This is a genomic window from Kerstersia gyiorum (genome assembly GCF_048595715.1).
GTDB classification, from domain to species: domain Bacteria; phylum Pseudomonadota; class Gammaproteobacteria; order Burkholderiales; family Burkholderiaceae_B; genus Kerstersia; species Kerstersia gyiorum.
The window spans coordinates 3,565,333-3,587,269 of record NZ_CP169556.1 but is presented as its reverse complement, the minus strand read 5'-3'; the positions used below and the strand labels follow the sequence as shown (position 1 = coordinate 3,587,269).

Here is a 21,937-nt window from a genome sequence, read left to right as displayed (position 1 = left end):
GGGTTGCGGACAAGGCCCGGTGCCGCAGGCGGCGGGCGGCCGGGACGATCATCATGGATGCAGAAGGAAAAGCGGCGCGGGTTGCCATCGTGGGAGCAGGCCCGGCGGGCCTGATGGCCGCAGAGCGGTTGTCCGCCCAGGGCGTGGCGGTGGATATCTACGAAGCCATGCCTTCTCCGGGCCGGAAATTCCTGCTGGCTGGACGTGGCGGTCTGAACCTGACTCACACGGAGGCGCACGATGCCTTCGTGCGCCGCTATGGCGAGCGTGCCGGCGAGGTCGGCGCCTGGCTGGCGGCCTTTGATGCCGAGGCGGTGCGCGCCTGGGCCGCAGGCCTGGGGGTGGAAACGTTCGTGGGATCGTCCGGCAGGGTCTTTCCGACCGGCATGAAAGCTGCGCCCTTGCTGCGTGCCTGGCTGGCGCGGCTGGCGGCCCATGGGGCCAGCCTGCATGTGCGGCACCGCTGGCAGGGCTGGTCAGAAGATGGCGCGTTGCGATTTTCCGCACCGGCGGGCGAACGCCAGGTCGTGGCGGATGCCGTGGTGCTGGCGCTGGGCGGCGCCAGTTGGCCGCGCATGGGGACGGATGGCCGCTGGGCGGAGTGGCTGCGCGAGCGCGGGATAGCCGTTGCGCCATGGCAGGCGGCCAATGCCGGCTTCCAGGTCGGCTGGAGCGAGCACTTCATTGAGCGTCATGCCGGCGAACCCCTGAAAGATGTCGCCATGGCGGTGCCTGGGACGGGCGATGGGGCGGGCGACGATAGCGCTGCCCTGGTGTGGCGCCGGGGTGAATGCATGGCAACGCGCTATGGCCTGGAAGGCGGGCTGATCTATGCCTTGGGCGCGGCCTTGCGCCAGCACCTGGCGCAGGCGGAACAGCCGCAGTTGTGGCTGGACTTGCTGCCGCAACGCGATGCGGCCTGGGTGGAGGCTGAAGTCCGGCGTCCGCGCGGTGCGCGTTCCTGGTCGTCGCACTTGCAGAGCCGGCTGGGCCTCAAGGGCGTGAAGATGGCCTTGTTGCGGGAATGCCTGCCGGCAGAGGTGTTCACGGATCCCCGGCGCCTGGCTGCGGCCATCAAGTGCCTGCCGGTGCGCTTGTCCGGCATGCGGCCGGTGGCTGAAGCCATCAGCAGCGCGGGGGGCGTTGAGTTTGCCGAAGTCGATCGGCATGGCCAGTTGCTGCGCTTGCCCGGCGTGTTCTGCGCCGGTGAAATGCTGGATTGGGAAGCGCCTACCGGCGGTTATCTGTTGACCGCCTGCCTGGCTGGCGGTGCCGTGGCGGCCGAGGGCGTGAGCGCCTGGCTGCGGAACAGGCAGAGCGCAGGCGTGCCGGTGCCGCACGCCTGAGCGGTATTCAGCCGGGTTCACCCTGTTCCCGGCGGCCGGACCAGGCCAGCAGTGCGCACAAGGGTATGAACAGCAGAAAGACTGCCTGCTGCCCCAGCCACTGACCGGGAAAGCTGCCCAGCAGCCCGCCCGCCAGCGCGCCGGCGGGCCCTGCCATGGCCTGGAAACCGGCAACCCGGCCCAGCCCGACGCGTTGGCCCAGCAAGGCGAATTGTGTCAGTGTCTGGATTTGCAGCAGCCCCAGGCCGCCGCCCAGCAGCATGCCCCCCAGCCATAAGAGAGGCACCTGGGCGGCCAGGCCCAGTACCAGCGTGCCGCAGGCCAGCAGGGCGGCGCTGAGCAGGCTGGTGTCGTGCCCCAGCCGGGCCACCAGCCCGCCACCCAGGAACAGCGCCAGGATGAAGGCAACCCCCTGCACTGAGACCAGCGTCGCTGCAGTCGTTTCTCCCAGCCCCAGGTGCTGGATCGCGATGACCACGATATAGAACGCATAGTACATATGCAGCATCTGTATGAACGCCTCGCGCAAGGCCAGGCGGCGAGCTTGCGGGTGGGCGACCAGCGCACGGGTATCGAAGCGCCGGGATTGCCCCGCCGGCGGCCCCAGCGGCTGTTGAGTGAAAACCAGCGGCGCCAGTAGCGCCGTTATCAGGAACATGGCGGCGATCAGCCAGAAGCCGCCGCGAAAGCCGACGGCCTCGATGACGCTGGCGCCCAGGATGGGGCCCAGCAGGAACATTCCAGCCATATGGGTGGCCCGGTACCATCCGGCGCGTTCCTGGCCGATGCGGCTGAGGGCTGCCATGAAAACCGTGTTCAGGGAAACGAAGCGCGCCGGCATGATCGCGCTGATGGCGACCGTCACGATCAACAGGAACAAGGCATCGGACACCAGCGGCAGGATCACATACAGCGAGCCGGCTGCCAGCGACCCGGCGATGAATAGCCGTACGGCCCCGTAGCGTTCTACCCAGTAGCCCATGGGCAGGCTGGTGAACAGAATCCCCAGGCTCTGGCCGGCGGCGACCAGCCCGAGCAGCCAGGGGGAGGCCTGGAGGTGCAGGGCATAGAGCGTGGTGTTGATTTTTGCCAGGCCCACACTGATGCCCATGAACAGGGAAAGGGCGGCGAACGAGGCCAGGAAGCGGTGCCGGGCCAGAAAGGCGAAGGCGGCGCCCAGGGCAGCAGGGCGGCGGCCGGTATCTATGTGCATGTCACGCTCGGGAAAGGCGGCTGCAAGCCGGAAAGACGGAATACCGGAAATATTCCGTCTTTTAATTATCTGCCGCCTGGCGATTTTCATTGCATCTGGTTTTCTATTTGGTTATTCGCGTTTGCTACGGTGGGATTGTTATTAATTCATGCTTGGGGAAGTAAATGAATTAATTGTATTTGACGCTGTTTGGCGGCGGCAAAGATACTGGCAAGGAGGTATCAAAACAATCAAATCTACGCGGGAATTCTCATGGTGCATTTTTGGAAATGGCCTGGCCAGGCCGCAGGAATTATTTTGTCCGCCGCCATGGCGGCAACGCCAATAGCGGCGGCAGCACAGGGGGACGGGCAGCCAGCCGCGCTGGAACAGACGGAAATCCGCTATCAGGGCTGGGCCGGACAGGTGATATGGATAGAATTGGCCGACGACCTGGGGTTCCTTGCGCCATTGCAGGCCAAATGGGTAGGCAATACGATCAGCGGGCCACAGGACATTCAGGCGGTCGTGACGCGCGACACGGATATTGGCGGGGCATTTAATGGCGCAGTCGTCAAATTGCTGAGCAAGAAAGCGCCGGTGACTGCCGTGATTGGTTATTACGGCGTCGACGATCATACCTGGACCGGTTATTACGTAACCGATGACAGTCCGATAAAAAGCGCGCAGGATTTGATTGGCAAGAAAGTGGCGGTCAATACATTGGGCGCGCACCACGAATTCATGGTGCGTGAATACCTGGAGCGTGCGGGTCTCAACGCCCAGGATGCCAAGCAGGTATCGCTGATCGTCACGCCGCCGGTCGCGGCCGAGCAAAGCCTGCGCAGCGCCAATGTCGACGTGGCGCAGCTGGGCGGCGTACTGCGCGATAAGGCGCTGGAGCGCGGCGGCATTCATCCGTTGTTTACCGACCAGGATCTGTTCGGCACCTTCACGGCGGGCAGCTATGTGCTGCGAGATGATTTTATTGCGAAGAACCCCAATACTACGCGCCATCTCGTGACGGCACTGGCCCGGGCGATAGAGTGGGCACGGGAGACACCGCCGGACGAGGTGCGGGCGCGCTATACGCGCATCATCAAGGAACGCCGGCGCGCGGAGAGTGCCGATGCGATTCCCTACTGGAAGAGTACCGGCGTGGCCCAGCCGGGCGGGCTCATCACCGATGACGAATTCCAGATATGGATAAATTGGCTGGTGAAGGACGGCCTGCTGCAGGCGGGCCAGGTTCAGCCTGCCAGTCTCTACACCAACGAGTTCAATCCCTATGCCGGTGCTGCCGGCGACGGGGCGCGGCCATGAGTGCGCAGACGGCAGGCCAGGCGCGCCACGGAGCGGTGAAGATTCGTTTTCAGCAGGTGCGCAAGGAGTTCCAGGTGCGTGCCGAGAACGGCGCCCGGGATCAACGGTTCGTTGCGGTCGACGGGCTGGATCTCGAGATACATGCGGGTGAATTCCTGGTGCTGGTCGGGCCCAGCGGCTGCGGCAAGTCGACGTTGCTGGACTTGCTGGCTGGCCTGTCGCTGCCCACCAGCGGTCAGGTGCTGCTCGATGGGGTGCCGATACGTGGCCCGGCGCGTGACCGTGGCGTGGTGTTCCAGCAATATGCCCTGTTCCCCTGGCGCACCGCGCTGGATAACGTGGCGTTCGGCCTGGAGGTGGCTGGCCTGAACCGGCGCCAGCGGCGCGAACAGGCGCTGCACTATCTGGACCTGGTTGGGTTGGGAGCCTTTGCCAGCCGTTACCCGCACGAGTTGTCCGGCGGCATGAAGCAGCGCGTGGCGATTGCGCGCAGTCTGGCTTACGACCCCCAGGTGCTGCTGATGGATGAGCCGTTTGCGGCGCTGGATGCGCAGACGCGAGAAACGCTGCAGGAGGAGCTGGTAGACATCTGGCAGCGCACAGGCAAAACCATCGTCTTCATCACGCACGGCATAGACGAAGCCGTGGTGCTGGGGCAGAGAGTGGCGGTCATGACATCTCGGCCAGGCCGCATCAAGCACATCGTTGATATTCCGGATGCTTTGCGGGCCGATGTCGATGATGTGCGGTCGCTGCCATTGTTTGGTGAGCTGCGCCATGAAATCTGGACGCAGCTGCATGACGAAATCAGTACGGCGCGCCAGGCACGCCGCGAGCGTATCGCACGCCAGCCATTGATCAAGGAGCCCAGCCATGTCTGAATCATCTTCTGCCGTCCTGCCGGCGGGCAAGCCCGTCCTGGCATGGCCTTCCTGGCCGCAACTGCAGGTACGCCTGGCCCGGCTGGCCTGGCGTTCGGCGTTGGTGTTGATCCTGATCGCCGTCTGGGAACTGGTGCCCCGCCTGGGCTGGATAGATCGCGTCTTCCTGCCGCCACTCAGCGAGGTCCTGGAAGCGGGCTGGGTGCTGGCGCTCAATGGCCAGCTTTGGGAGCACACCAGCGTTAGCTTGCTGCGCGCAGTCGGGGGGCTTGCTATTTCCGTGGCCTATGCCGTGCCGCTGGGCCTGGCGGTCGGCTGGTACGGCCGGCTGGGGGATTTCCTCAATCCGCTGATCGAATTGCTGCGCAATACGGCGCCGCTGGCGCTGCTGCCGGTATTCATCCTGTTGCTTGGGATCGGCGAGGTCTCCAAAGTCAGCATGGTGGTGTATGCCTGCTCCTGGCCGCTGCTGCTCAACACGATCGCGGCGGTCAAGCAGGTGGACCCCTTGCTGATCAAATCGGCACGGACCATGGGGGCCACACCCTGGCAATTGTTTAGCAAGGTCATCCTGCCGGCGTCGGTGCCGACGATTTTCGTCGGCATACGGCTGGCCAGCGCGTCGGCCATGCTGGTGCTGATCGCTACTGAAATGGTGGGGGCCAAGGCCGGCTTGGGCTATCTGATCATCTATGCCCAGTACAGTTTCCTGATACCGGACATGTATTTCGGCATCATCGCCATCACGGTGATCGGTGTCGTCCTGAACTATCTGCTGCAACGTCTGGAGCAGCACTTCACGACCTGGAAAGGGCAGCCGGCCTGAGATAAGGCCTGAAGGAGAATGGATATGAGCAAGCAGGCACGCAGGCAACTGAAACTGGGCGCTTTCCTGATGGCGCCGGGCCACCATGTTGCCGCCTGGCGCCATCCCGGGGCGCAGGCGGATCTGGGGCGGGATTTCGCTGCGTATGCGCGCATCGCGCAAGAGGCCGAGGCGGCGCGCTTCGATGCGGTATTCCTGGCCGATACCCTGTCTGCCGGCGATACCTCGGCCAGCGCCAGTTCGCGCACGGCGCGGGTGTCTTATTTCGAACCGTTGACGCTGCTGTCGGGCCTGGCGGCGGTGACGCACCGGATCGGCCTGATTGCGACGGTGTCGACATCATTCAACGAGCCATTCAATGTCGCCAGGAAATTTGCCTCGCTGGACCTTATCAGCCAGGGGCGGGCAGGCTGGAATCTGGTGACGTCGAATCATCAGTCCGAGGCGGACAATTTCGGTGCCGGCCGTCACCTGCAGCATGACCTGCGCTATGAGCGCGCCGAGGAGTTTGTCGATGTCGTGCTCAAACTCTGGCAATCCTGGGCGCCGGATGCTTTCCTGTACGACAAGCCTGAGGGTCGCTACTACGACCCGGCCAAGCTGCGTGATACCCGCCACGCCGGCCGGCATTTCCAGGTGCAGGGGCCGTTGCACGTGGCGCCGTCCGCGCAGGGGCATCCGGTCATCGTGCAGGCAGGCTCGTCGGGGCCGGGGATAGAGCTGGCGGCGCGCACGGCGGAAGTCGTGTTTACGGCGCAGCGCACCCTGGAGGAAGCGCAGGCGTTCTACCGAACCTTGAAAAGCCGGGTGCAGGCCTACGGCCGCGATCCGGACGACCTGAAAATCATGCCCGGCATTTTTCCAGTCATCGGCGCCAGCCGCACTGAGGCCCAGGAGAAGTTCGAGGCCTTGCAGGCCCTGATCCATCCGGAAGTGGCGGTACACCTTTTGTCCGACATGATCGGCTTCGATCTGACGGGCTATCCGGTGGATGGGCCGTTGCCGACCCTGCCGGTTTCCAATGGCGGGCAAAGCCGCCAGCAACTGCTGCTTGCCCTGGCGCGTGATGAAAACCTGAGCATCCTGCAATTGGCGCGCAAGATCGCCGGGGCGCGTGGCCATTGGCAACTGGTCGGTACGGCCAAGGATGTCGCGGACGAACTGGAGGCATATTTCGTGGGCGGCGGCGCGGACGGTTTCAATATCATGCCGCCCACTTTGCCCGGCGGCCTGACCGAGTTCATCGCCGGCGTACTGCCGGAATTGCGTCGGCGCGGCCTGTTCCGTGAAGAATATGAAGGCGATACCCTGCGCGCCAACCTGGGCCTGCGCGTGCCGGTGGACGTGGAAGCGGGTACCCGCAGCCGGGCTGCGGCCTGAAGACAGCGCCCTGGCCTGGCCGCGATACCGGGCCAGGCCAGGGTGGTGCCGGGTGATCGGGGTTGTCCCGCATTGAGCCGGGCGCAGGGCGAAAATGATGGCGATCCCCTGCGGCGCTATGTAGAATACGCAGCAGGGTGTTAGCCGCATATTGCGGCGAGACAGGTTCATGCGCTGGTCGGGCCGCCGCGCGGAGCCATCGCGTCCATGACTTCCGTCTGCCCGTGCGCCCGCGAACCCTTGCGTTCGTGCTGCCTGTGCCGCCTTCGCCGCCTGCGCCATCTTCACCTGCGCCATCTTCACCTCCGTCCCCCTCTTTCCTGCAAGCGTCCGGCGCATGCCTGGCCGCGCCCCTGCGTGGCGCCGCAGGCGCTGCTGCCGTTCCGTCGTGCATGGGGCCGGCTTCCTTTTGTTCCTTCTGCTGCTTGCCTGCTTGGCCCGGCTATCCCGGCCCGGGTTGCCGTGGCGTTTCGGCGTGGCGCCGCGCCAGTCCGACCATGCGCCGAGTGCTGGCGCATGCGGCGCCTGAAGCCACCTGATCGGGTCGCCCGATCCGGCCGCCTGATCCGGGCGGCTGATGCCGGGCTGCCGGTCGCCAGCGGCCACTGCCGCTGAACGAGACTCGAACAACGAGAGACAAACCGCCCGATGCACGGCTCCTGGAAGGCCGTCCGGGCACAGATTACGGATATTCCCCCATGCAGGTTTCAACTCTGGAAATCCTGGCGACCGCCTTGTTCGCCATTGCCATCATCCATACGTTTTCCGTGCCGGTGTTCGCCCGGCTGGCGCACCGCAACGGCCCGCATGCCGGGTTGTGGCACATGTTCGCCGAGGTCGAGGCCGTCTTCGGCCTGTGGGCCTTTGCCTTCCTGGTCGGCATGGCAGCGCTGCAGGGCGCCGGGCCGATGATCGAATACATGGACACGCGCAACTTCACTGAGCCGCTGTTCGTGTTCGTCATTATGGTGGTGGCTTCCAGCCGGCCCATCATCGAACTGGTGGGCGTTGTGGTGCGCGCCCTGGCGCGCCTGCTGCCGGTGCCACGCGAATTGGCGCTGTTCTTCGTCACCATGTCGGCCGTACCCCTGGCCGGGTCGTTCATTACCGAGCCTGCTGCCATGACGCTGGCGGCGCTGCTGTTGCGCGATGCCTATTTCCGGCGTCCGGGCCAGGCCGGCTTCAAGTACCTGACGCTAGGGGTGTTGTTCGTCAATGTCTCCATCGGCGGCGTCCTGACCTCCTATGCCGCGCCGCCTGTCCTGATGGTGGCCTCCACCTTCGGTTGGGATAGTACTTTCATGGCGGCGCATTTCGGTTGGCGTGCCGCGCTGGCCGTGGTGATCAATGCCTCCCTGCTGACCCTGGTCTGCCGCCGGGTGCTGCTGGCCGGGGAAGTGCAGGCCGGCAAGCAGCAAGACGTGCAGGTGCCCTGGATATGCACGCTGGTGCATCTGGCTTTCCTCGTCTGCATTGTCGTGACGGCGCATCACCCAGCGGTTTTCCTGGGTCTCTTCCTGATGTTCATGGGCTATACGCAGGCCTACAAGCGTTTCCAGTCGCCACTGATGCTCAAGGAAGGGCTGATGGTGGGCTTTTTCCTGGCTGGCCTGGTGGTGCTGGGCGGCATGCAGAAATGGTGGTTGCAGGACCTGCTGGGCGGTCTTGCTCCCCAGGTACTGTTCTGGGGCGCGACGCTGCTTACGGCTGTAACGGACAATGCGGCCCTGACCTATCTGGGGTCGCTGGTGGACGGCACCTCGGAGGCCTGGCGCTATATGCTGGTGGCCGGCGCCGTGACGGGCGGGGGGCTGACGGTCATCGCCAATGCTCCCAATCCGGCGGGCTACGCCATCCTCAAGCATGCGTTCCCGGATGGCAGTATTTCCGCCGGGCGCCTGCTGCTGTCGGCGCTGGTGCCGACAGCCGTGGCGGCGGCCATGTTCCTGCTGCCGGTCTGAATCCGGCGCAGGGGCCGGCCGGGCTGGCCAGAGGCACTGCTTTGTCCTGATATCGTGCGCAAACGGACGGTTGTGGCAGGCGGGATGAGGGCGGCCGGCGCAGACTTGTCCATGTCTGTCACGGCCACCTGCACAAAAGAGGCTAAAATCGTGTTTTTCCGGCTGGCCTCTCCTTTGGGCGGGGGCCGGCGCCAGCGTGGCGGCGCCTTGTGTGCCGCATCATGCGCCCGGGCCTGCTGCGCTTACGCCATGCCCGCCCCGGCGGACAGTCCGAACCAAACAAGTTCATACACGGAGTTTCCTCGCATGCGTACCTGCTACACCGGCCAGGTTTGTCGCGACCATCTCGGCCAGACCGTCACCTTGTACGGCTGGGTGCATCGTCGTCGTGATCACGGTGGCGTGATCTTCATCGACCTTCGCGACCGCGAGGGCCTGGCCCAGGTGGTGTTCGACCCCGATGGCGTCGAGTCCTTTGCCATTGCCGAACGCCTGCGCAACGAGTTTTGCGTGCGAGTCACCGGCCTGGTGCGTGCCCGCCCCGAAGGCACGGTCAATAAAGACCTGAAATCCGGCGAAATCGAAATCCTGTGCCGCGAGGTCGAAATCCTCAACGCCTCGGTCACGCCGCCGTTCCAGCTCGATGACGACAATCTGTCCGAAACGACCCGCCTGACGCACCGCGTGCTGGACCTGCGCCGCCCGCAGATGCAGCGCAACCTGATGCTGCGCTACCGCGTGTCCATCGAAGTGCGCAAGTACCTCGACAGCCTGGGCTTCATCGACATCGAAACCCCGATGCTGACCAAGAGCACGCCGGAAGGCGCGCGCGACTACCTGGTGCCCTCGCGTGTGAACGCCGGCCACTTCTTCGCGCTGCCGCAATCGCCGCAGCTCTTCAAGCAGATGCTGATGGTGGCCGGTTTCGACCGTTACTACCAGATCACCAAGTGCTTCCGCGACGAAGACCTGCGCGCCGACCGCCAGCCTGAATTTACCCAGATCGACTGCGAAACCTCCTTCCTCGATGAAGTCGAGATTCGCGCGATCTTCGAAGGCATGATCCGCTCGGTCTTCAAGTCGGTGCAAGGCGTGGACCTGGCCGAAAGCTTCCCCACGATGACCTGGGACGAAGCCATGCGCCGCTATGGCTCGGACAAGCCCGACCTGCGCGTCAAGCTGGAATTCACCGATGTCACCGATGTGATGCGTGACGTGGATTTCAAGGTATTTTCCGCTGCCGCCAATGCGCCGGGCAGCCGTGTCGTGGCGCTGCGCGTGCCGGGCGGCGCGGCCCTGTCGCGCAGCGAAATCGACAGCTACACCCAGTTCGTCGGTATCTATGGCGCCAAGGGCCTGGCCTGGATCAAGGTCAATGAAGTGGCCAAGGGCCGCGAAGGCCTGCAGTCGCCCATCGTCAAGAACCTGCACGATGCCGCGCTGGCCGAACTGGTCAAGCGCAGCGGCGCCCAGGACGGCGACATCATCTTCTTTGGCGCCGACCGCGCCAAGGTCGTGAACGACGCCATTGGCGGCTTGCGCGTCAAGATCGGCCACAGCGAATTCGGCCGCAACAACGGCCTGTTCGAAAGTGGCTGGAAGCCGCTGTGGGTGGTCGATTTCCCGATGTTCGAATACGACGAGGAAGACGATCGCTACGTGGCGGCCCACCATCCCTTCACCAGCCCCAAGGACGGCCACGAGGATCTGCTCGAAACCGATCCGGGCAAGGCGCTGGCCAAGGCCTACGACATGGTGCTGAACGGCTGGGAAATCGGTGGCGGTTCGGTGCGTATCCACCGTGCCGAAGTGCAGAGCAAGGTGTTCAATGCGCTGAAGATCGGCCCGGAAGAAGCCCGCGAGAAATTCGGCTTCCTGCTCGATGCGCTGCAGTATGGCGCGCCGCCCCATGGCGGCCTGGCGTTCGGCCTGGATCGCATCGTCACCATGATGACCGGCGCCGAGTCCATCCGTGACGTGATTGCCTTCCCCAAGACCCAACGTGCGCAGTGCCTGCTGACCCAGGCGCCGTCGGAAGTTGATGAAAAGCAATTGCGCGAGTTGCATATCCGCCTGCGCCAAACGGAAGTGAAGTAAGCTTCCAGTTACCATGAAGCCTCGGGAGGCGCAGGCATGTCAGTGATCCGGGTCGTCAGCTACAACATCCACAAGGGACGTTCGGCGCTGGGCAGTCGGGAATCACTGTATGACTTGCGGCTGGGGCTGCATGGGCTCAGCCCGGACCTGGTCTTCCTGCAGGAAGTCCAGGGCCGCAACGACTTGTCGGGCGTGCTCGATGCGCAGCACGAATCCCTGGCGGCGGGGCTGGATCTCCAGGTCGCGTATGGCCGCAACGCCGTCCGCGACCACTCCGAGCATGGCAATGCACTGTTGTCGCGCTATCCCATCATCGGCCACGAAAACCAGGATATCTCCGACCATAAGCTGGAGCAGCGCGGGCTGCTGCACGTGCGGGTGGAACTGGATGGCCACGAGGTGCATTGCTTCGTGGTGCACCTGGGCCTGTTCGCAGGCAGCCGGGTGCGGCAGATCCAGGCCTTGATGGAGCGCATCAAGACCCAGGTGCCGGGTGATTCCCCGCTGCTGATCGCGGGCGATTTCAACGACTGGCAGAACAGCCTGTCGCCGCTGTTCGTTGAGCAGCTCGGGGTCTATGAAGTCTTTGCGAATGCGCCGCGTGCGCAGGGTGTGGGCCTGCCCAGGCTGCGAGAATCCGTGCGCGCCATCAGCAATACGCTGCGTGGCCAGGGCCGCGGCGCTGGCGGGGTGGAGCACCGCGTCAACCAGCTGGGCATGGGCAGTTCTTCGCGCCTGGTGCCGCCGCCACGCACTTTCCCCGCCGTCTTCCCCTGGTTCCGCCTGGACCGCATTTACCAGCGGGGCTTTGCCGTGCGCAGCGCCCGGGTGTTGCGCGGCCAGCCCTGGGGCAAGTTCTCCGATCATTCCCCTATCCTGACCGAACTCGAACTGCCCTGAGGCTGCTGTCCTGGCGCTGGTCGCGCCCTTGGTGGCAAGGCCCTGGGCAGCGCGGTTCCGGTGTGGCGCAGAGGGCTGTTGCGCCTGGTGGCGAGGCGGCTCGGACTTCCAGGCTGTGTTTCTTCTCGGCCGCTTTTTTTGCCTGGCGTTTTTTTTCGGTACACTGCAAGACATACCTGTTTTCAATTGTTGCCATACTGTCATGTGTGGCTGAATTCCTGTTTTTTGCCGCTAGGCCATTCCGGGGCGCAGGCACCTCCTTGCGGGGCACCTTGCGGACGGCATGGCGAAGAGGCTTTTTTGCACGGCCGGAAACTGCATGAATCGTATTCTTCTAGTGCGCACATCGTCCCTGGGGGACATGATTCACGTGCTGCCGGTAGTTTCAGATATTCAGCGTCATTTCCCTGGCGCCACCATAGATTGGGTGGCGGAAGAGGCGTTCGCCGAAATCCCTGCCTGGCACCCCGGCGTCAACGAGGTCATCAAGGTGGCGCACAGGCGCTGGCGCAAGAGCTGGTGGGCACCCGAGGTCAAGGCGGAACGCGAAGCCTTGAGGGAGCGTCTGGGGCGCTATCACTACGATGTCGTCCTCGACATGCAGGGCATGCTCAAGACCGTCTGGGTTGCACGCCAGGCTCAGGGGCGGCGTCATGGGCTGGACTGGAAATCCGCGCGCGAAGCGATTGCGTCGCTGTTCTACGATGTGAAACACCGCATCGAGTTCTGGCAGCCCGGCGTTCTGCGCCAGCGCCAGCTGGGCGCCAAGACATTTGGCTACAACCTGGATGCGCCGCCGGATTTCGGCCTGTCGCGCTTCCTGATCCGGCCAGAGCCGCCTGCGTCCTTTGTCGAAGCCTATGAGCAGCGCGAAGCTCCCTATGCCGTGATCATGCCGTCTGCCAGCCGTCCGGAAAAGCGCTGGGCCGACGCTCATTGGCACCAGGTTTTCGCGCAACTGCGCCAGGCCGGCCTGCAACTGCGCATTGTGTCTGGCAGCCAGGCGGAGTTTGAGTGGGCGCAAGCCCTGGTGCAGGATATGGACGGCGTGACTGTCCTGCCGCGCATGGCCTTGACGGAAGTGGCGCAGCTCCTGGCCGGAGCGCGTGTGATGCTGGGCCTTGACACCGGGCTGACGCATCTGTCTGCAGCCTTGGGACGCCCGACCATAGGCATTTATACCGACTCCACTCCCAGGCGCGGCGGCCTGGTGGGTACTGCTTACACGGCCAGCCTGGGCGACAAAGGCCAGCCGCCCGACTACGAAGCCGTCAGGCGCGCCATCGAGCAGGCCATGGGGCCGACGGTAAGCTTGCCGATTTAATCCGGAGATGTCATGAACACGCGCCCAAGCGCAAGCCCTGGTCAGCAGGCCGAGGGCCAGCGAGGCAGTTCCCCTTCGGAGCCGCCCATTTCTTCAACGAGCGTGGAACGGCTGGCCAGGCTGCTGTACTGCTGTCTACTGTATCTGTTGGCGCCATTGGCATGGTTGATGCTGGCCCGCCGTGGCCGCCGTGCGGGCGGCCGCTGGGAGGTGCTGGGGGCCGGGCGCTTCGGCTACTACGGCCGCCAGCAGGCGCCAGCGCGTACCGGGGCGCAGTGGGTGCATGCCGTCAGTGTCGGGGAGACCCGGGCGGCGCAGCCCCTGGTGCAGCAAATCCTCGCTGCTGGCCATCCGGTATTGCTCACGCACATGACGGCCACTGGCCGCGCCGAGGGCGAGCGCCTGTTTGCCGCTGCCATTGCATCTGGCCAGTTGCAGCAAGCCTGGATTCCCTATGATTTCCCTGGTGCTACGCGTCGTTTCCTGGCGTATCACCAGCCTGCCCAGGGCATATTGATCGAGCGTGAAATCTGGCCGAATTTGCTGGCTGCTGCGCGCCAGCGTGGCTTGCCCGTAGCCCTGGCCAGCGCGCGCTTTTCCGGCAAATCACTGCGCCAGGCGCGCCGTTTTGCCTGGCTCATCCGGCCGGCCCTGCGGGGCTTGGCGCCGGTGCTGGCGCAGACCCAGGCCGACGCCGGACGCCTGACGCTGGCCGGTGCGCGGAACGTGCAGGTCGTGGGAAACCTGAAATTCGACCAGCAGGTGCCGGCACGCCAATTGCAGGCGGGGCGCGGTTGGCGCATCCGTCTGGGGCGGCCGGTTATCCTGATTGCCAGCACGCGGGAAGGGGAAGACGTCCAGATCGCGCAGGCGATTGCCGCCTTGCGGCGTGCGCACCTGGCGGCTGCGGATTGCCTGTTCGTCCTGGTGCCGCGTCACCCGCAAAGGTTTGATTCCGCGGCTGCCGTGCTGGCAGAGCGCGAATTGCCCGCCCGGCGTCGCAGCGAAAGCGAGGAAGTGCCGCTGCCCGGGCTGGAAACGGCCGTGCTGCTGGGCGATTCCATGGGGGAGCTGGCGTTCTTCTATGCGGCGGCGGATGTGGCGATCGTGGCTGGCAGTTTCGAGCCCATGGGGGGCCACAACCTGATAGAAGCCTGTCTGGCCGGTGCGCCGGTCATCGTGGGGCCTCATACCTTCAATTTCAAGGATGCGGTGGAAGATGCCCTGGCACGTGGCGCCTGTTTGCGGGCCGGCGATGCCGACGCTGCCGTGAAACTGGCCTGGGATCTGGTGTGCAATGATGCGCGCCGTACCGCCATGGCAGCGCGCGCACGGCAGTGGGCCGACAGCCATACAGGCGCCACGGCGCGCATGATGACCGCCTTGGGCCTGGACGCGGCACCTGCCGCCTGATTTTTCTGCCTGAGTTTGTTGCCTGAGTTTGCCGCTTGAGTCCGCAGCCTGACACTGTATTTTGAACGGGTTCTTCCTTATGCGCTTGTCTCCAGGCGCATAAGGGGTCGGGCAGAGGTCACGCGGGGGCGTTGCCAGCCAGGTGTGCCAGGCCGTCCAGCACGGCATGCGGCACCAGTTGCGGGACAATAGGGGGCAGGTTCGCCAATGCGGCCAGGCTTTGCAGCAGGCTTTCCACTTCGCCGGCCAGTTGCGGCCAGTTGCCGCCGGACACGAAAAGCTGCGGCGCTGCGTCGCAATGCTGACGCAGCGCCAGCCATTGGCGCAGCACGGCCCCGGCCTGAGCGGCGGCCATGCCGCTGGAGATGGCGTCATGCGTATTGGTCGGGAAATTCTGCAGGTCGCCGGCAGCCAGCGGCAGGTGGGCCGTGCCCTGGGCCAGGCTGCGTCGCATCATGGCTGCGCCGGGCAGAATCAATCCGCCCAGAAAGCCGCCTTCCGGGCTGATGGCGTCTATCGTCGTGGCCGTGCCGAAGGTGGCCAGCAGCAGGGGCGTGCCGGCCTGGCGGCGCTTGTGCCAGATGCCCAGCAGCGCCGCCCAGCGGTCCGCGCCCAATTGCCCTGGCGCGTCGTAGCCATTGTGCAGTCCGAGGGCGCTGGCAGCCGGCTTGAGCCATTCCAGCGCGCAGCCTGCGGCGGCAAGGATGTCCGCCAGGCGCTGTCCGAGCGCCGTGCCGGCCACATTGACGCCACAGGCTTGCCGGAATGGCGGTTGCTGCGCCGCAAGCCAGCCGGGCAGCACGGTCGGAATGTCTTCATGGGCCAGTGACAGCACGTCCGTGGCCCGGCCATCCGGCGCGCTCCAGGCCGCCAGCTTGATCCGGGTGTTGCCGGCATCTATCAATAGTTTCATGCTTGGGCCCTGACGGAGATCTCGCCGACGGTAATTGCATCCATGCCCAGGGCGTGGCGCACCTGCAAACGGCCGAACCCGTCCAGTCCGGCGGCGGTGCCGGACAACAGTACCCGGCCGTCCTCGATGACATTGACCTGCCGGCTGGCCAGCGCGTCCATGCCGGCATGCCGGTCCAGAAAGGGCTGGAAGCCTGCGGTTTCATGCAGGTGCACGGCGGTCTGCCAGGCGCTGGCGATGTCAGCGGCCAGTTGCACGGCCATATCCAGCCATTGCTCGGCGCTGCCGGGGGCGGCGCCGCTGACCTGACTCCAGTCGGCCACGGCGCGGCCAAAATGCTGGCTGACCGCTGCGGCGTCGCGCAGGTTTACGCCCATGCCCATGACGACAGCGCGCTGGCCCGTGGCGGGTTGGCGGGCGGTTTCCACCAGGATGCCGGCCAGCTTGGCGTCGCCGTACTGCAAATCGTTGGGCCATTTCATCAGTACCTGGCCGGCATTGTCACCTGCGTGGCGTCGCAACGCTTCGCAGGCGGCAATGCCGGCAACCAGGGACAGGCTGGGCAACAGTGCGGGCGCGGCCGTGGTGGGGAAGGCACAGGAAAGCATCAGTGCCGCGCCTGGCGCGGCATTCCAGGGGCGTCCGGCACGGCCCCGGCCCTGGATCTGCAGGTGCGCGCCCAGCAGCCAGGGCAGGGCGGGTGGGGTGGCCTCGCGGATCAGGGTCATCAGGTCCGCGTTCGTGGAACCGGTTTCCTCAACCCAGCGCAGCATGCCAAAGTCCGCGAGCCTGGGGGCCAGCGCGGACTGCAGCATGGCGGCGGCAGGCAGGGCAAATGGGGCAGTGGGCATACTCATGGCGGCGATTTTATAGGAATTGGCCGCGACCGCCTCTGGCGCAGTGGGAAAGCGCTGGCCGGCTGGCTGCCGGGCCTGCATGCGGCCGGCCGCGCCGGTATGATTCGTCCTGTATGTATTCGCCGTGGGCGGCGACAGGAGGACAGACTATGGCAGCAAGAACGGAAACTGAAATCTTCGAGGGCGAAGCCGGCCGCATCGACTGCGCGCTGGACTGGCCCGACGGTGAGGTCAAGGGGTGGGCATTGGTGTTGCACCCCCACCCCCTGCATGGCGGTGCGCGCGGCAACAAGGTCGTGACGACCATCGCGCGTGCGGCCAACCAGCGCGGCCTGCTGGCCGTGCGTCCCGATTTCCGTGGTGTGGGGCAGTCCGAAGGCAGCTTCGACCATGCGCGTGGCGAAACCCGCGACATGATTGCGCTGGTCGAGCAGTTTCGTACCCGCTACCCCGATGCTGCCGCAGGCGCGTGGGCGCTGGGTGGATTTTCCTTTGGCACCGCCGTGGCGGCGCATGTCTACGATGCCTATGCGCGCCAGGAGCGCGCGCCGGATGCCTTGCTGCTGGCGGGGCCGGCAGTGGCGCGTTTTCCGCTGGAAGGCCAGGAAGAAGCCCGGCGGGTGCCGCTGGACCGCACGCTGCTGGTGCATGGCGAAGTGGATGACGTCGTGCCCCTGGCGGAAGTGTTCGACTGGCTGCGCGCCGATGGTGTGCCGGTTACTGTCGTGCCCGGGGCTGGCCATTTCTTCCATGGGCATCTGATCACCTTGCGTGGCCTGGCCGAAGCGCACATCGCCAGGCTGTGCGGCTGAACCCCAGGGATGCCGAAACCTGGCAGGAACTTTGCGGGGCGAGTGCCGGTCACAAGGCATTGCTATGCATGCGGTGGCGGTATCGTTACAGAGGGTTTCCGCCGTTGGCTTTCTTGTGCCGGCGGGAAGGTGAGACAATAACCGCTTCCATCCTGAACCCCGTCCGGGGGGCGGGCGGTAAGCCGTGCCTCCGGATTCGTCTTTTCTGCTTTTATCCATGACAGCTGCTTCTCACAAGAAATCCCCATGGCGTCCCGTGCGGCGTACCCTGGTGACGCTGGCGCTGGCCGCTGCGCCATTGCTGGCCACCGCCCAGACTACTGCGGCGCAGGCGCCGGGTACGCCGGCCGCAGTCGCCGAGCTGTCGTCCATTCCTGCACCGGTCATCGCGGCACGCGCCTGGATCTCCATCGACGTTACCAGCGGCCAGGTGCTGGCAGGTTCGCAGCCGGACATGCGTGTCGAGCCGGCTTCGCTGACCAAAGTCATGACGGCCTATCTGGCTTTTGCTGCGCTGGATGAAAAGCGCGTGACGGCCGACCAGCAGGTGGCCGTGTCGCAGCATGCCTGGAAGACCGGTGGCTCGCGCATGTTCATCGAACCGCGCAAACCGGTGACCTTCAATGAATTGCTGCAGGGCATGATCGTGCAGTCGGGCAACGACGCATCGGTCGCAGTGGCCGAGACCATTGCCGGTAGCGAAGCCGTGTTCGCCGACCTGATGAACAAGGAAGCGAAGCGACTGGGCATGACCGACAGTCATTTCATGAACGCCACTGGCCTGCCAGACCCGCAGCACACCACGACGGTGCGCGACCTGGCGACCCTGGCGACGGCGCTGATCCGCGACTATCCCCAGTATTTCGGCTTCTACAAGCAGCGCGAATTCACCTATAACAACATTACCCAGCCCAATCGCAATCGTCTGCTCTGGGCCGATCCGTCTGTCGATGGCATGAAGACGGGCTTTACCGACGCCGCAGGCTACTGCCTGATCGCGACGGCCATGCGCGGTGACCGCCGCATCCTGACGGTGGTTGTCGGTACCGACAGCGACGCTGCGCGTGCCGAGGAAAGCCTGAAGCTGCTCAACTGGAGCTTCCAGAACTTCGATACCGTGAAGGTCTTCGCCGATGACAGCGCCAACCTCGTGGTGCCGGTGCGCGAAGGCAAGGAAGATACGGTGCAGCTGGGTACGTCCGAGCCGCTGTGGCTGTCCGTGCCGCGTGGCCGCGCCCAGGACGTCAAGCCCGTGGCCTCGCGCCCGGACCCCTTGCTGGCGCCGCTGCATGTCGGCCAGGAGATCGGTACGGTATCGCTGTCGCTCGACGACAAGGTCCTGACCACTGCGCCGCTCGTCGTCAAGCAGGATGTCGAGCGTGCCGGTTTCTTCGGCCGCCTGGTGGATAACGTCAAGTCCTGGTTTGATTGATCCACGCCGGGTGCGGGGCTGACCCGCGCCCGGGGGCCGTCCCTGTCTTCGGGCAGGGCGGCTACCCGCCTGGCATGGCAGTTTCCTTCGTGGCCTTTTTCCCGTTCCTGCGGTTAAACGCCGCAAGGAGTAGCAATGATTCCAGGCATGGCAGCCGATACGCTGGTCTATCTGAATGGCGCTTATCTTCCGGTAGGCGAAGCGAAGATTTCCGTCCTCGACCGGGGGTTCATCTTCGGCGACGGTATCTATGAAGTGGTGCCTGCCTATCAGGGCCGGCCGTTCCGCATGGACGAGCACCTTGCCCGCCTGGCGCGCAGCCTGGCTGCGATACGTCTGGAATTGCCCATGGGCATGGCAGGGGTGCGGCGCATTGTCGAAACCTTGATCGCACGCCAGGCAGCCGAGAACTGCATTGTTTACTTCCAGGTGACGCGCGGCGTTGCGCGCCGCGACCACCCGTTTCCCGTGCCTGCGCCCGAGCCCACGGTTTTCGCCATGGCAACGGCTTTCCGGCGCCCGGATGCGGCGGCCCGCGAGCGCGGGTTGTCGGTCATCAGCATCACCGACGAGCGCTGGTTGCATTGCGACATCAAATCCATTTCCCTGCTGGGCAACGTGCTGGCCAAACAGGCGGCCGTGGAGGCTGGTGTCGATGAAGTGCTGCAGTTTCGCGATGGCCTGCTGACGGAAGGCTCGTCCTGCAACGCCTGGGTGGTGCAGGGCGGCAAGTTGCTGGCGCCGCCGCTGGGGCCGAAGATTCTCGAAGGCATACGCTACGGGCTGATGCTCGAACTGGCCAGGGAGGCGGGCATAGAATTCCAGGCCCGCGACATCACGCGGGCGGATGTGGAAACCGCTGACGAGCTGCTGCTGACTTCCGCAAGCAAGGAAGTCCTGCCTGTCCTGCGCCGGGATGGCGCCGCGGTTGGCGCAGGCGTGCCTGGCCCGGTGTTTCGACGCCTGGCGCAGGCGTATGATTCCCGTATTGAAGCCTTAATGGCGCAGCCGCCAGTGACGGCCGCCTGATAGGTGGCTTGATCCTGGCAGCCGATGCCAGGTGTTTGCCGGCGCTGTCCGAGAGGGCGCCGGGCCGTTTTTATTTGGAGCCGCAGTATGACGACCCCGCAACAACCCGCTATCGAGTTCCCGCTGGATTTCCCCATCAAGGTCATGGGGCGCCAGCATCCGGAGCTGGAAGACCTGCTGAGTGCAATCGTGCGCGAACACGCGCCGGATTTCGATTCCGCGAACGTGGAACGGCGCCCCAGCAGCGGCGGCAATTATGTCGGGCTCACCTTTACGGTACGGGCGACGTCGCGCGAGCAGCTCGATAACCTGTATCGCGCGCTGCATGGCCATCCCATGGTGGTCTATCTGCTGTGATGGTCGAAGCCGTGCATGCCGCGCCTGTGGCAACGCCGGCGGATTGCACCCGCTGGCTGGCCGGGCCGGTTGCCTACCTGCCGGTCTGGGAAGCCATGCGCAGCTATACCGAAACGCGTGGCGCCGATTCCGCCGATGAGATCTGGCTGACCGAGCACGCACCGGTCTATACGCTGGGTCAGGCGGGCAAGCCCGAGCATCTGTTGTGTCCAGGCGACATCCCTATCGTGCAATGTGACCGTGGCGGACAAGTGACCTATCACGGTCCGGGGCAGATCATGGCCTATGTCCTGTTCGATTTGCGCCGGGCCGGCATCCATGTGCGCGACTACGTCTACCGTCTGGAGCAGGGCGTACTGGATGTGCTGCATGGCTGGGGGCTGGCAGGCGCCTGCCGGCAGGCGGGCGCGCCGGGTATTTATGTGCCGTTGGACGGCTTGCCGCCGGCACCCGCCATGCCTGGCCAGCCCGCGCCAAATGTGGGAAAGGTCGCGGCGCTGGGCGTCAAGATCCGCAACGGCAGGGCCTACCACGGCGTATCACTCAACCTGGCGATGAACCTGGAACCTTTCGATCGTATCAATCCCTGCGGGTACGCCGGACTGCGTACCGTAGACCTGGCCGGCCAGGGTATCCGCCGTGACTTCCAAGGGGCTGGAGACGAACTTGCCGCCAGCCTGTGGCGTGCGCTGCGCGCCTGACGGTGACCCGGGCTTGGGCCATGGCCAGCCTGCGCGCAGCGCGCGATAACCTTGTGTAACCATCCCTGGGACTGGCGCAGCGGGCCAGGGGTAGTAAACTGGCGCTATTCCTCATTCTTACTGCGCCACACGGCCGAATCCGTGTTGCGCTGCAAAAGATCCTACGCATGAGCCAATCCGCAGAATCCGCCCAAATCGCCGTGCCGGCTGCCACTGGCGCGGTGCAGCCCGCTGCCGCCGCCGCGCAGCCGGCTTATGACCCGACCCAGAAACAGAAGTCGCAGGCCAAGACCGCGCGCATTCCCATCAAGATCGTGCCGGTGGAGCGGCTCAAGAAGCCGGAGTGGATCCGAGTCAAGGCGGCGACGCCCGGTTCGCGCTTCTACGAGATCAAGAAGATCCTGCGCGAACACAATCTGTTTACGGTCTGTGAAGAAGCGTCCTGCCCGAACATCGGCGAATGTTTCGGCAAGGGTACGGCGACCTTCATGATCATGGGTGACAAGTGCACCCGGCGCTGCCCGTTCTGTGACGTCGGTCATGGCCGCCCCGATCCGCTGGATGTCGATGAGCCATTGAATCTGGCGCGTTCCATTGCGGCCATGAAGCTGTCCTACGTGGTCATTACCTCGGTGGACCGCGACGACCTGCGCGACGGTGGTGCCGGGCACTTCGTCGAGTGCATCCAGCGCATCCGCGAGCTGTCGCCCAATACGCGCATCGAAGTGCTCGTGCCGGATTTCCGTGGCCGCCTGGAGCGCGCGCTGGATATCTTCGATATCGCGCCGCCCGACGTCATGAACCACAATCTGGAAACCGTGCCGCGCCTGTATCGCCAGTCGCGTCCGGGCTCCGACTACATGCATTCGCTCAAGCTGCTGGCCCAGTTCAAGGAACGCCAGCCGCATATCCCGACCAAGTCCGGCCTGATGCTGGGCCTGGGGGAGACCGACGAGGAAATCCTGCAGGTCATGCGTGACATGCGTGAGCACAATGTTGACATGCTGACCATCGGCCAGTACCTGCAGCCTTCCGAGCACCACTTGCCCGTGTTGCGCTATGTGCATCCCGATGTCTTTGCCATGTTCGAACGCGAGGCCTACGACATGGGCTTCAGCCATGCCGCCGTCGGCGCCATGGTCCGTTCTTCTTACCATGCTGACCAGCAGGCGAACGCCGCTGGCGTGAATTGA

General features: G+C 64.9%; 19 protein-coding genes. 16 read left to right on the top strand and 3 right to left on the bottom strand.

Going from position 1 to position 21,937, the window contains the following annotated elements; translation table 11 throughout:
* The first annotated feature begins 53 nt into the window (after positions 1 to 53).
* Positions 54 to 1,346, top strand: coding sequence for a TIGR03862 family flavoprotein (locus tag ACEW7X_RS15665; protein ID WP_068367571.1), 1,293 nt, complete (start codon positions 54 to 56; stop codon positions 1,344 to 1,346).
* Positions 1,347 to 1,353: 7 nt separating this feature from the next.
* Here ACEW7X_RS15665 and ACEW7X_RS15660 read toward each other — a convergent pair whose 3' ends face one another.
* A complete protein-coding gene (locus ACEW7X_RS15660) occupies positions 1,354 to 2,559 on the bottom strand; it encodes an MFS transporter (protein ID WP_068367569.1) in 1,206 nt (401 codons plus the stop codon).
* Between the two features lie 297 nt (positions 2,560 to 2,856).
* Here ACEW7X_RS15660 and ACEW7X_RS15655 point away from each other — a divergent pair, with 297 nt between their 5' ends.
* The 9 genes from ACEW7X_RS15655 (at position 2,857) to ACEW7X_RS15615 (ending at position 14,643) form a co-directional block, all read left to right on the top strand.
* Positions 2,857 to 3,861: an ABC transporter substrate-binding protein gene (locus tag ACEW7X_RS15655; RefSeq protein WP_420177408.1), complete on the top strand. Its 1,005-nt coding sequence runs from the start codon at positions 2,857 to 2,859 to the stop codon at positions 3,859 to 3,861.
* Positions 3,858 to 4,742: an ABC transporter ATP-binding protein gene (locus ACEW7X_RS15650; RefSeq protein ID WP_127775317.1), complete on the top strand. Its 885-nt coding sequence runs from the start codon at positions 3,858 to 3,860 to the stop codon at positions 4,740 to 4,742. Before ACEW7X_RS15655 ends, ACEW7X_RS15650 begins: the two co-directional genes overlap by 4 nt.
* Complete coding sequence (locus ACEW7X_RS15645) at positions 4,735 to 5,568, top strand: ABC transporter permease (RefSeq protein ID WP_127775316.1); 834 nt, start codon at positions 4,735 to 4,737, stop codon at positions 5,566 to 5,568. Before ACEW7X_RS15650 ends, ACEW7X_RS15645 begins: the two co-directional genes overlap by 8 nt.
* An 18-nt stretch (positions 5,569 to 5,586) precedes the next feature.
* Positions 5,587 to 6,948, top strand: coding sequence for an LLM class flavin-dependent oxidoreductase (locus ACEW7X_RS15640; RefSeq protein ID WP_420177407.1), 1,362 nt, complete (start codon positions 5,587 to 5,589; stop codon positions 6,946 to 6,948).
* Positions 6,949 to 7,646: 698 nt separating this feature from the next.
* Positions 7,647 to 8,909 carry a putative Na+/H+ antiporter gene (locus tag ACEW7X_RS15635; protein WP_068367556.1) on the top strand — a complete coding sequence of 421 codons (1,263 nt, stop codon included), beginning with the start codon at positions 7,647 to 7,649 and terminating at the stop codon, positions 8,907 to 8,909.
* Between the two features lie 306 nt (positions 8,910 to 9,215).
* Complete coding sequence (aspS, locus tag ACEW7X_RS15630) at positions 9,216 to 11,006, top strand: aspartate--tRNA ligase (protein ID WP_068367555.1); 1,791 nt, start codon at positions 9,216 to 9,218, stop codon at positions 11,004 to 11,006.
* A 36-nt stretch (positions 11,007 to 11,042) separates the two neighbouring features.
* A complete protein-coding gene (locus tag ACEW7X_RS15625; protein WP_420177406.1) occupies positions 11,043 to 11,906 on the top strand; it encodes an endonuclease/exonuclease/phosphatase family protein in 864 nt (287 codons plus the stop codon).
* Between the two features lie 319 nt (positions 11,907 to 12,225).
* A complete protein-coding gene (gene waaC / locus ACEW7X_RS15620; protein WP_130486447.1) occupies positions 12,226 to 13,230 on the top strand; it encodes a lipopolysaccharide heptosyltransferase I in 1,005 nt (334 codons plus the stop codon).
* Positions 13,231 to 13,341: 111 nt separating this feature from the next.
* A complete protein-coding gene (locus ACEW7X_RS15615; RefSeq protein WP_068367857.1) occupies positions 13,342 to 14,643 on the top strand; it encodes a 3-deoxy-D-manno-octulosonic acid transferase in 1,302 nt (433 codons plus the stop codon).
* A 118-nt stretch (positions 14,644 to 14,761) separates the two neighbouring features.
* Here ACEW7X_RS15615 and ACEW7X_RS15610 read toward each other — a convergent pair whose 3' ends face one another.
* Entirely contained in the window at positions 14,762 to 15,556 is a 795-nt protein-coding gene (locus tag ACEW7X_RS15610; RefSeq protein WP_068367549.1) for a type III pantothenate kinase, read from the bottom strand.
* Positions 15,553 to 16,413, bottom strand: a complete 861-nt coding sequence (locus ACEW7X_RS15605) for a biotin--[acetyl-CoA-carboxylase] ligase (RefSeq protein WP_257740133.1) — start codon at positions 16,411 to 16,413, stop codon at positions 15,553 to 15,555. The genes ACEW7X_RS15610 and ACEW7X_RS15605 overlap by 4 nt, the downstream gene beginning before the upstream one ends.
* A 149-nt stretch (positions 16,414 to 16,562) precedes the next feature.
* On the opposite strand from ACEW7X_RS15605, the gene ACEW7X_RS15600 reads away from it, so the two are divergent.
* From ACEW7X_RS15600 to lipA, 6 genes are all read left to right on the top strand, one after another.
* Complete coding sequence (locus ACEW7X_RS15600) at positions 16,563 to 17,225, top strand: alpha/beta hydrolase (protein ID WP_068367547.1); 663 nt, start codon at positions 16,563 to 16,565, stop codon at positions 17,223 to 17,225.
* Positions 17,226 to 17,442: 217 nt separating this feature from the next.
* The gene (locus ACEW7X_RS15595) at positions 17,443 to 18,657 is read left to right on the top strand and encodes a D-alanyl-D-alanine carboxypeptidase family protein (protein WP_068367545.1); all 1,215 of its coding nucleotides are present in this window, start codon (positions 17,443 to 17,445) and stop codon (positions 18,655 to 18,657) included.
* 135 nt (positions 18,658 to 18,792) lie between these two features.
* Positions 18,793 to 19,686, top strand: a complete 894-nt coding sequence (locus ACEW7X_RS15590) for a D-amino acid aminotransferase (protein ID WP_130486451.1) — start codon at positions 18,793 to 18,795, stop codon at positions 19,684 to 19,686.
* An 87-nt stretch (positions 19,687 to 19,773) separates the two neighbouring features.
* Positions 19,774 to 20,043, top strand: coding sequence for a DUF493 family protein (locus ACEW7X_RS15585; protein WP_068367541.1), 270 nt, complete (start codon positions 19,774 to 19,776; stop codon positions 20,041 to 20,043).
* Positions 20,043 to 20,744, top strand: a complete 702-nt coding sequence (gene lipB, locus ACEW7X_RS15580; protein ID WP_257740295.1) for a lipoyl(octanoyl) transferase LipB — start codon at positions 20,043 to 20,045, stop codon at positions 20,742 to 20,744. The genes ACEW7X_RS15585 and lipB overlap by 1 nt, the downstream gene beginning before the upstream one ends.
* A gap of 167 nt (positions 20,745 to 20,911) precedes the next feature.
* Positions 20,912 to 21,937, top strand: coding sequence for a lipoyl synthase (gene lipA / locus ACEW7X_RS15575; RefSeq protein WP_068367538.1), 1,026 nt, complete (start codon positions 20,912 to 20,914; stop codon positions 21,935 to 21,937).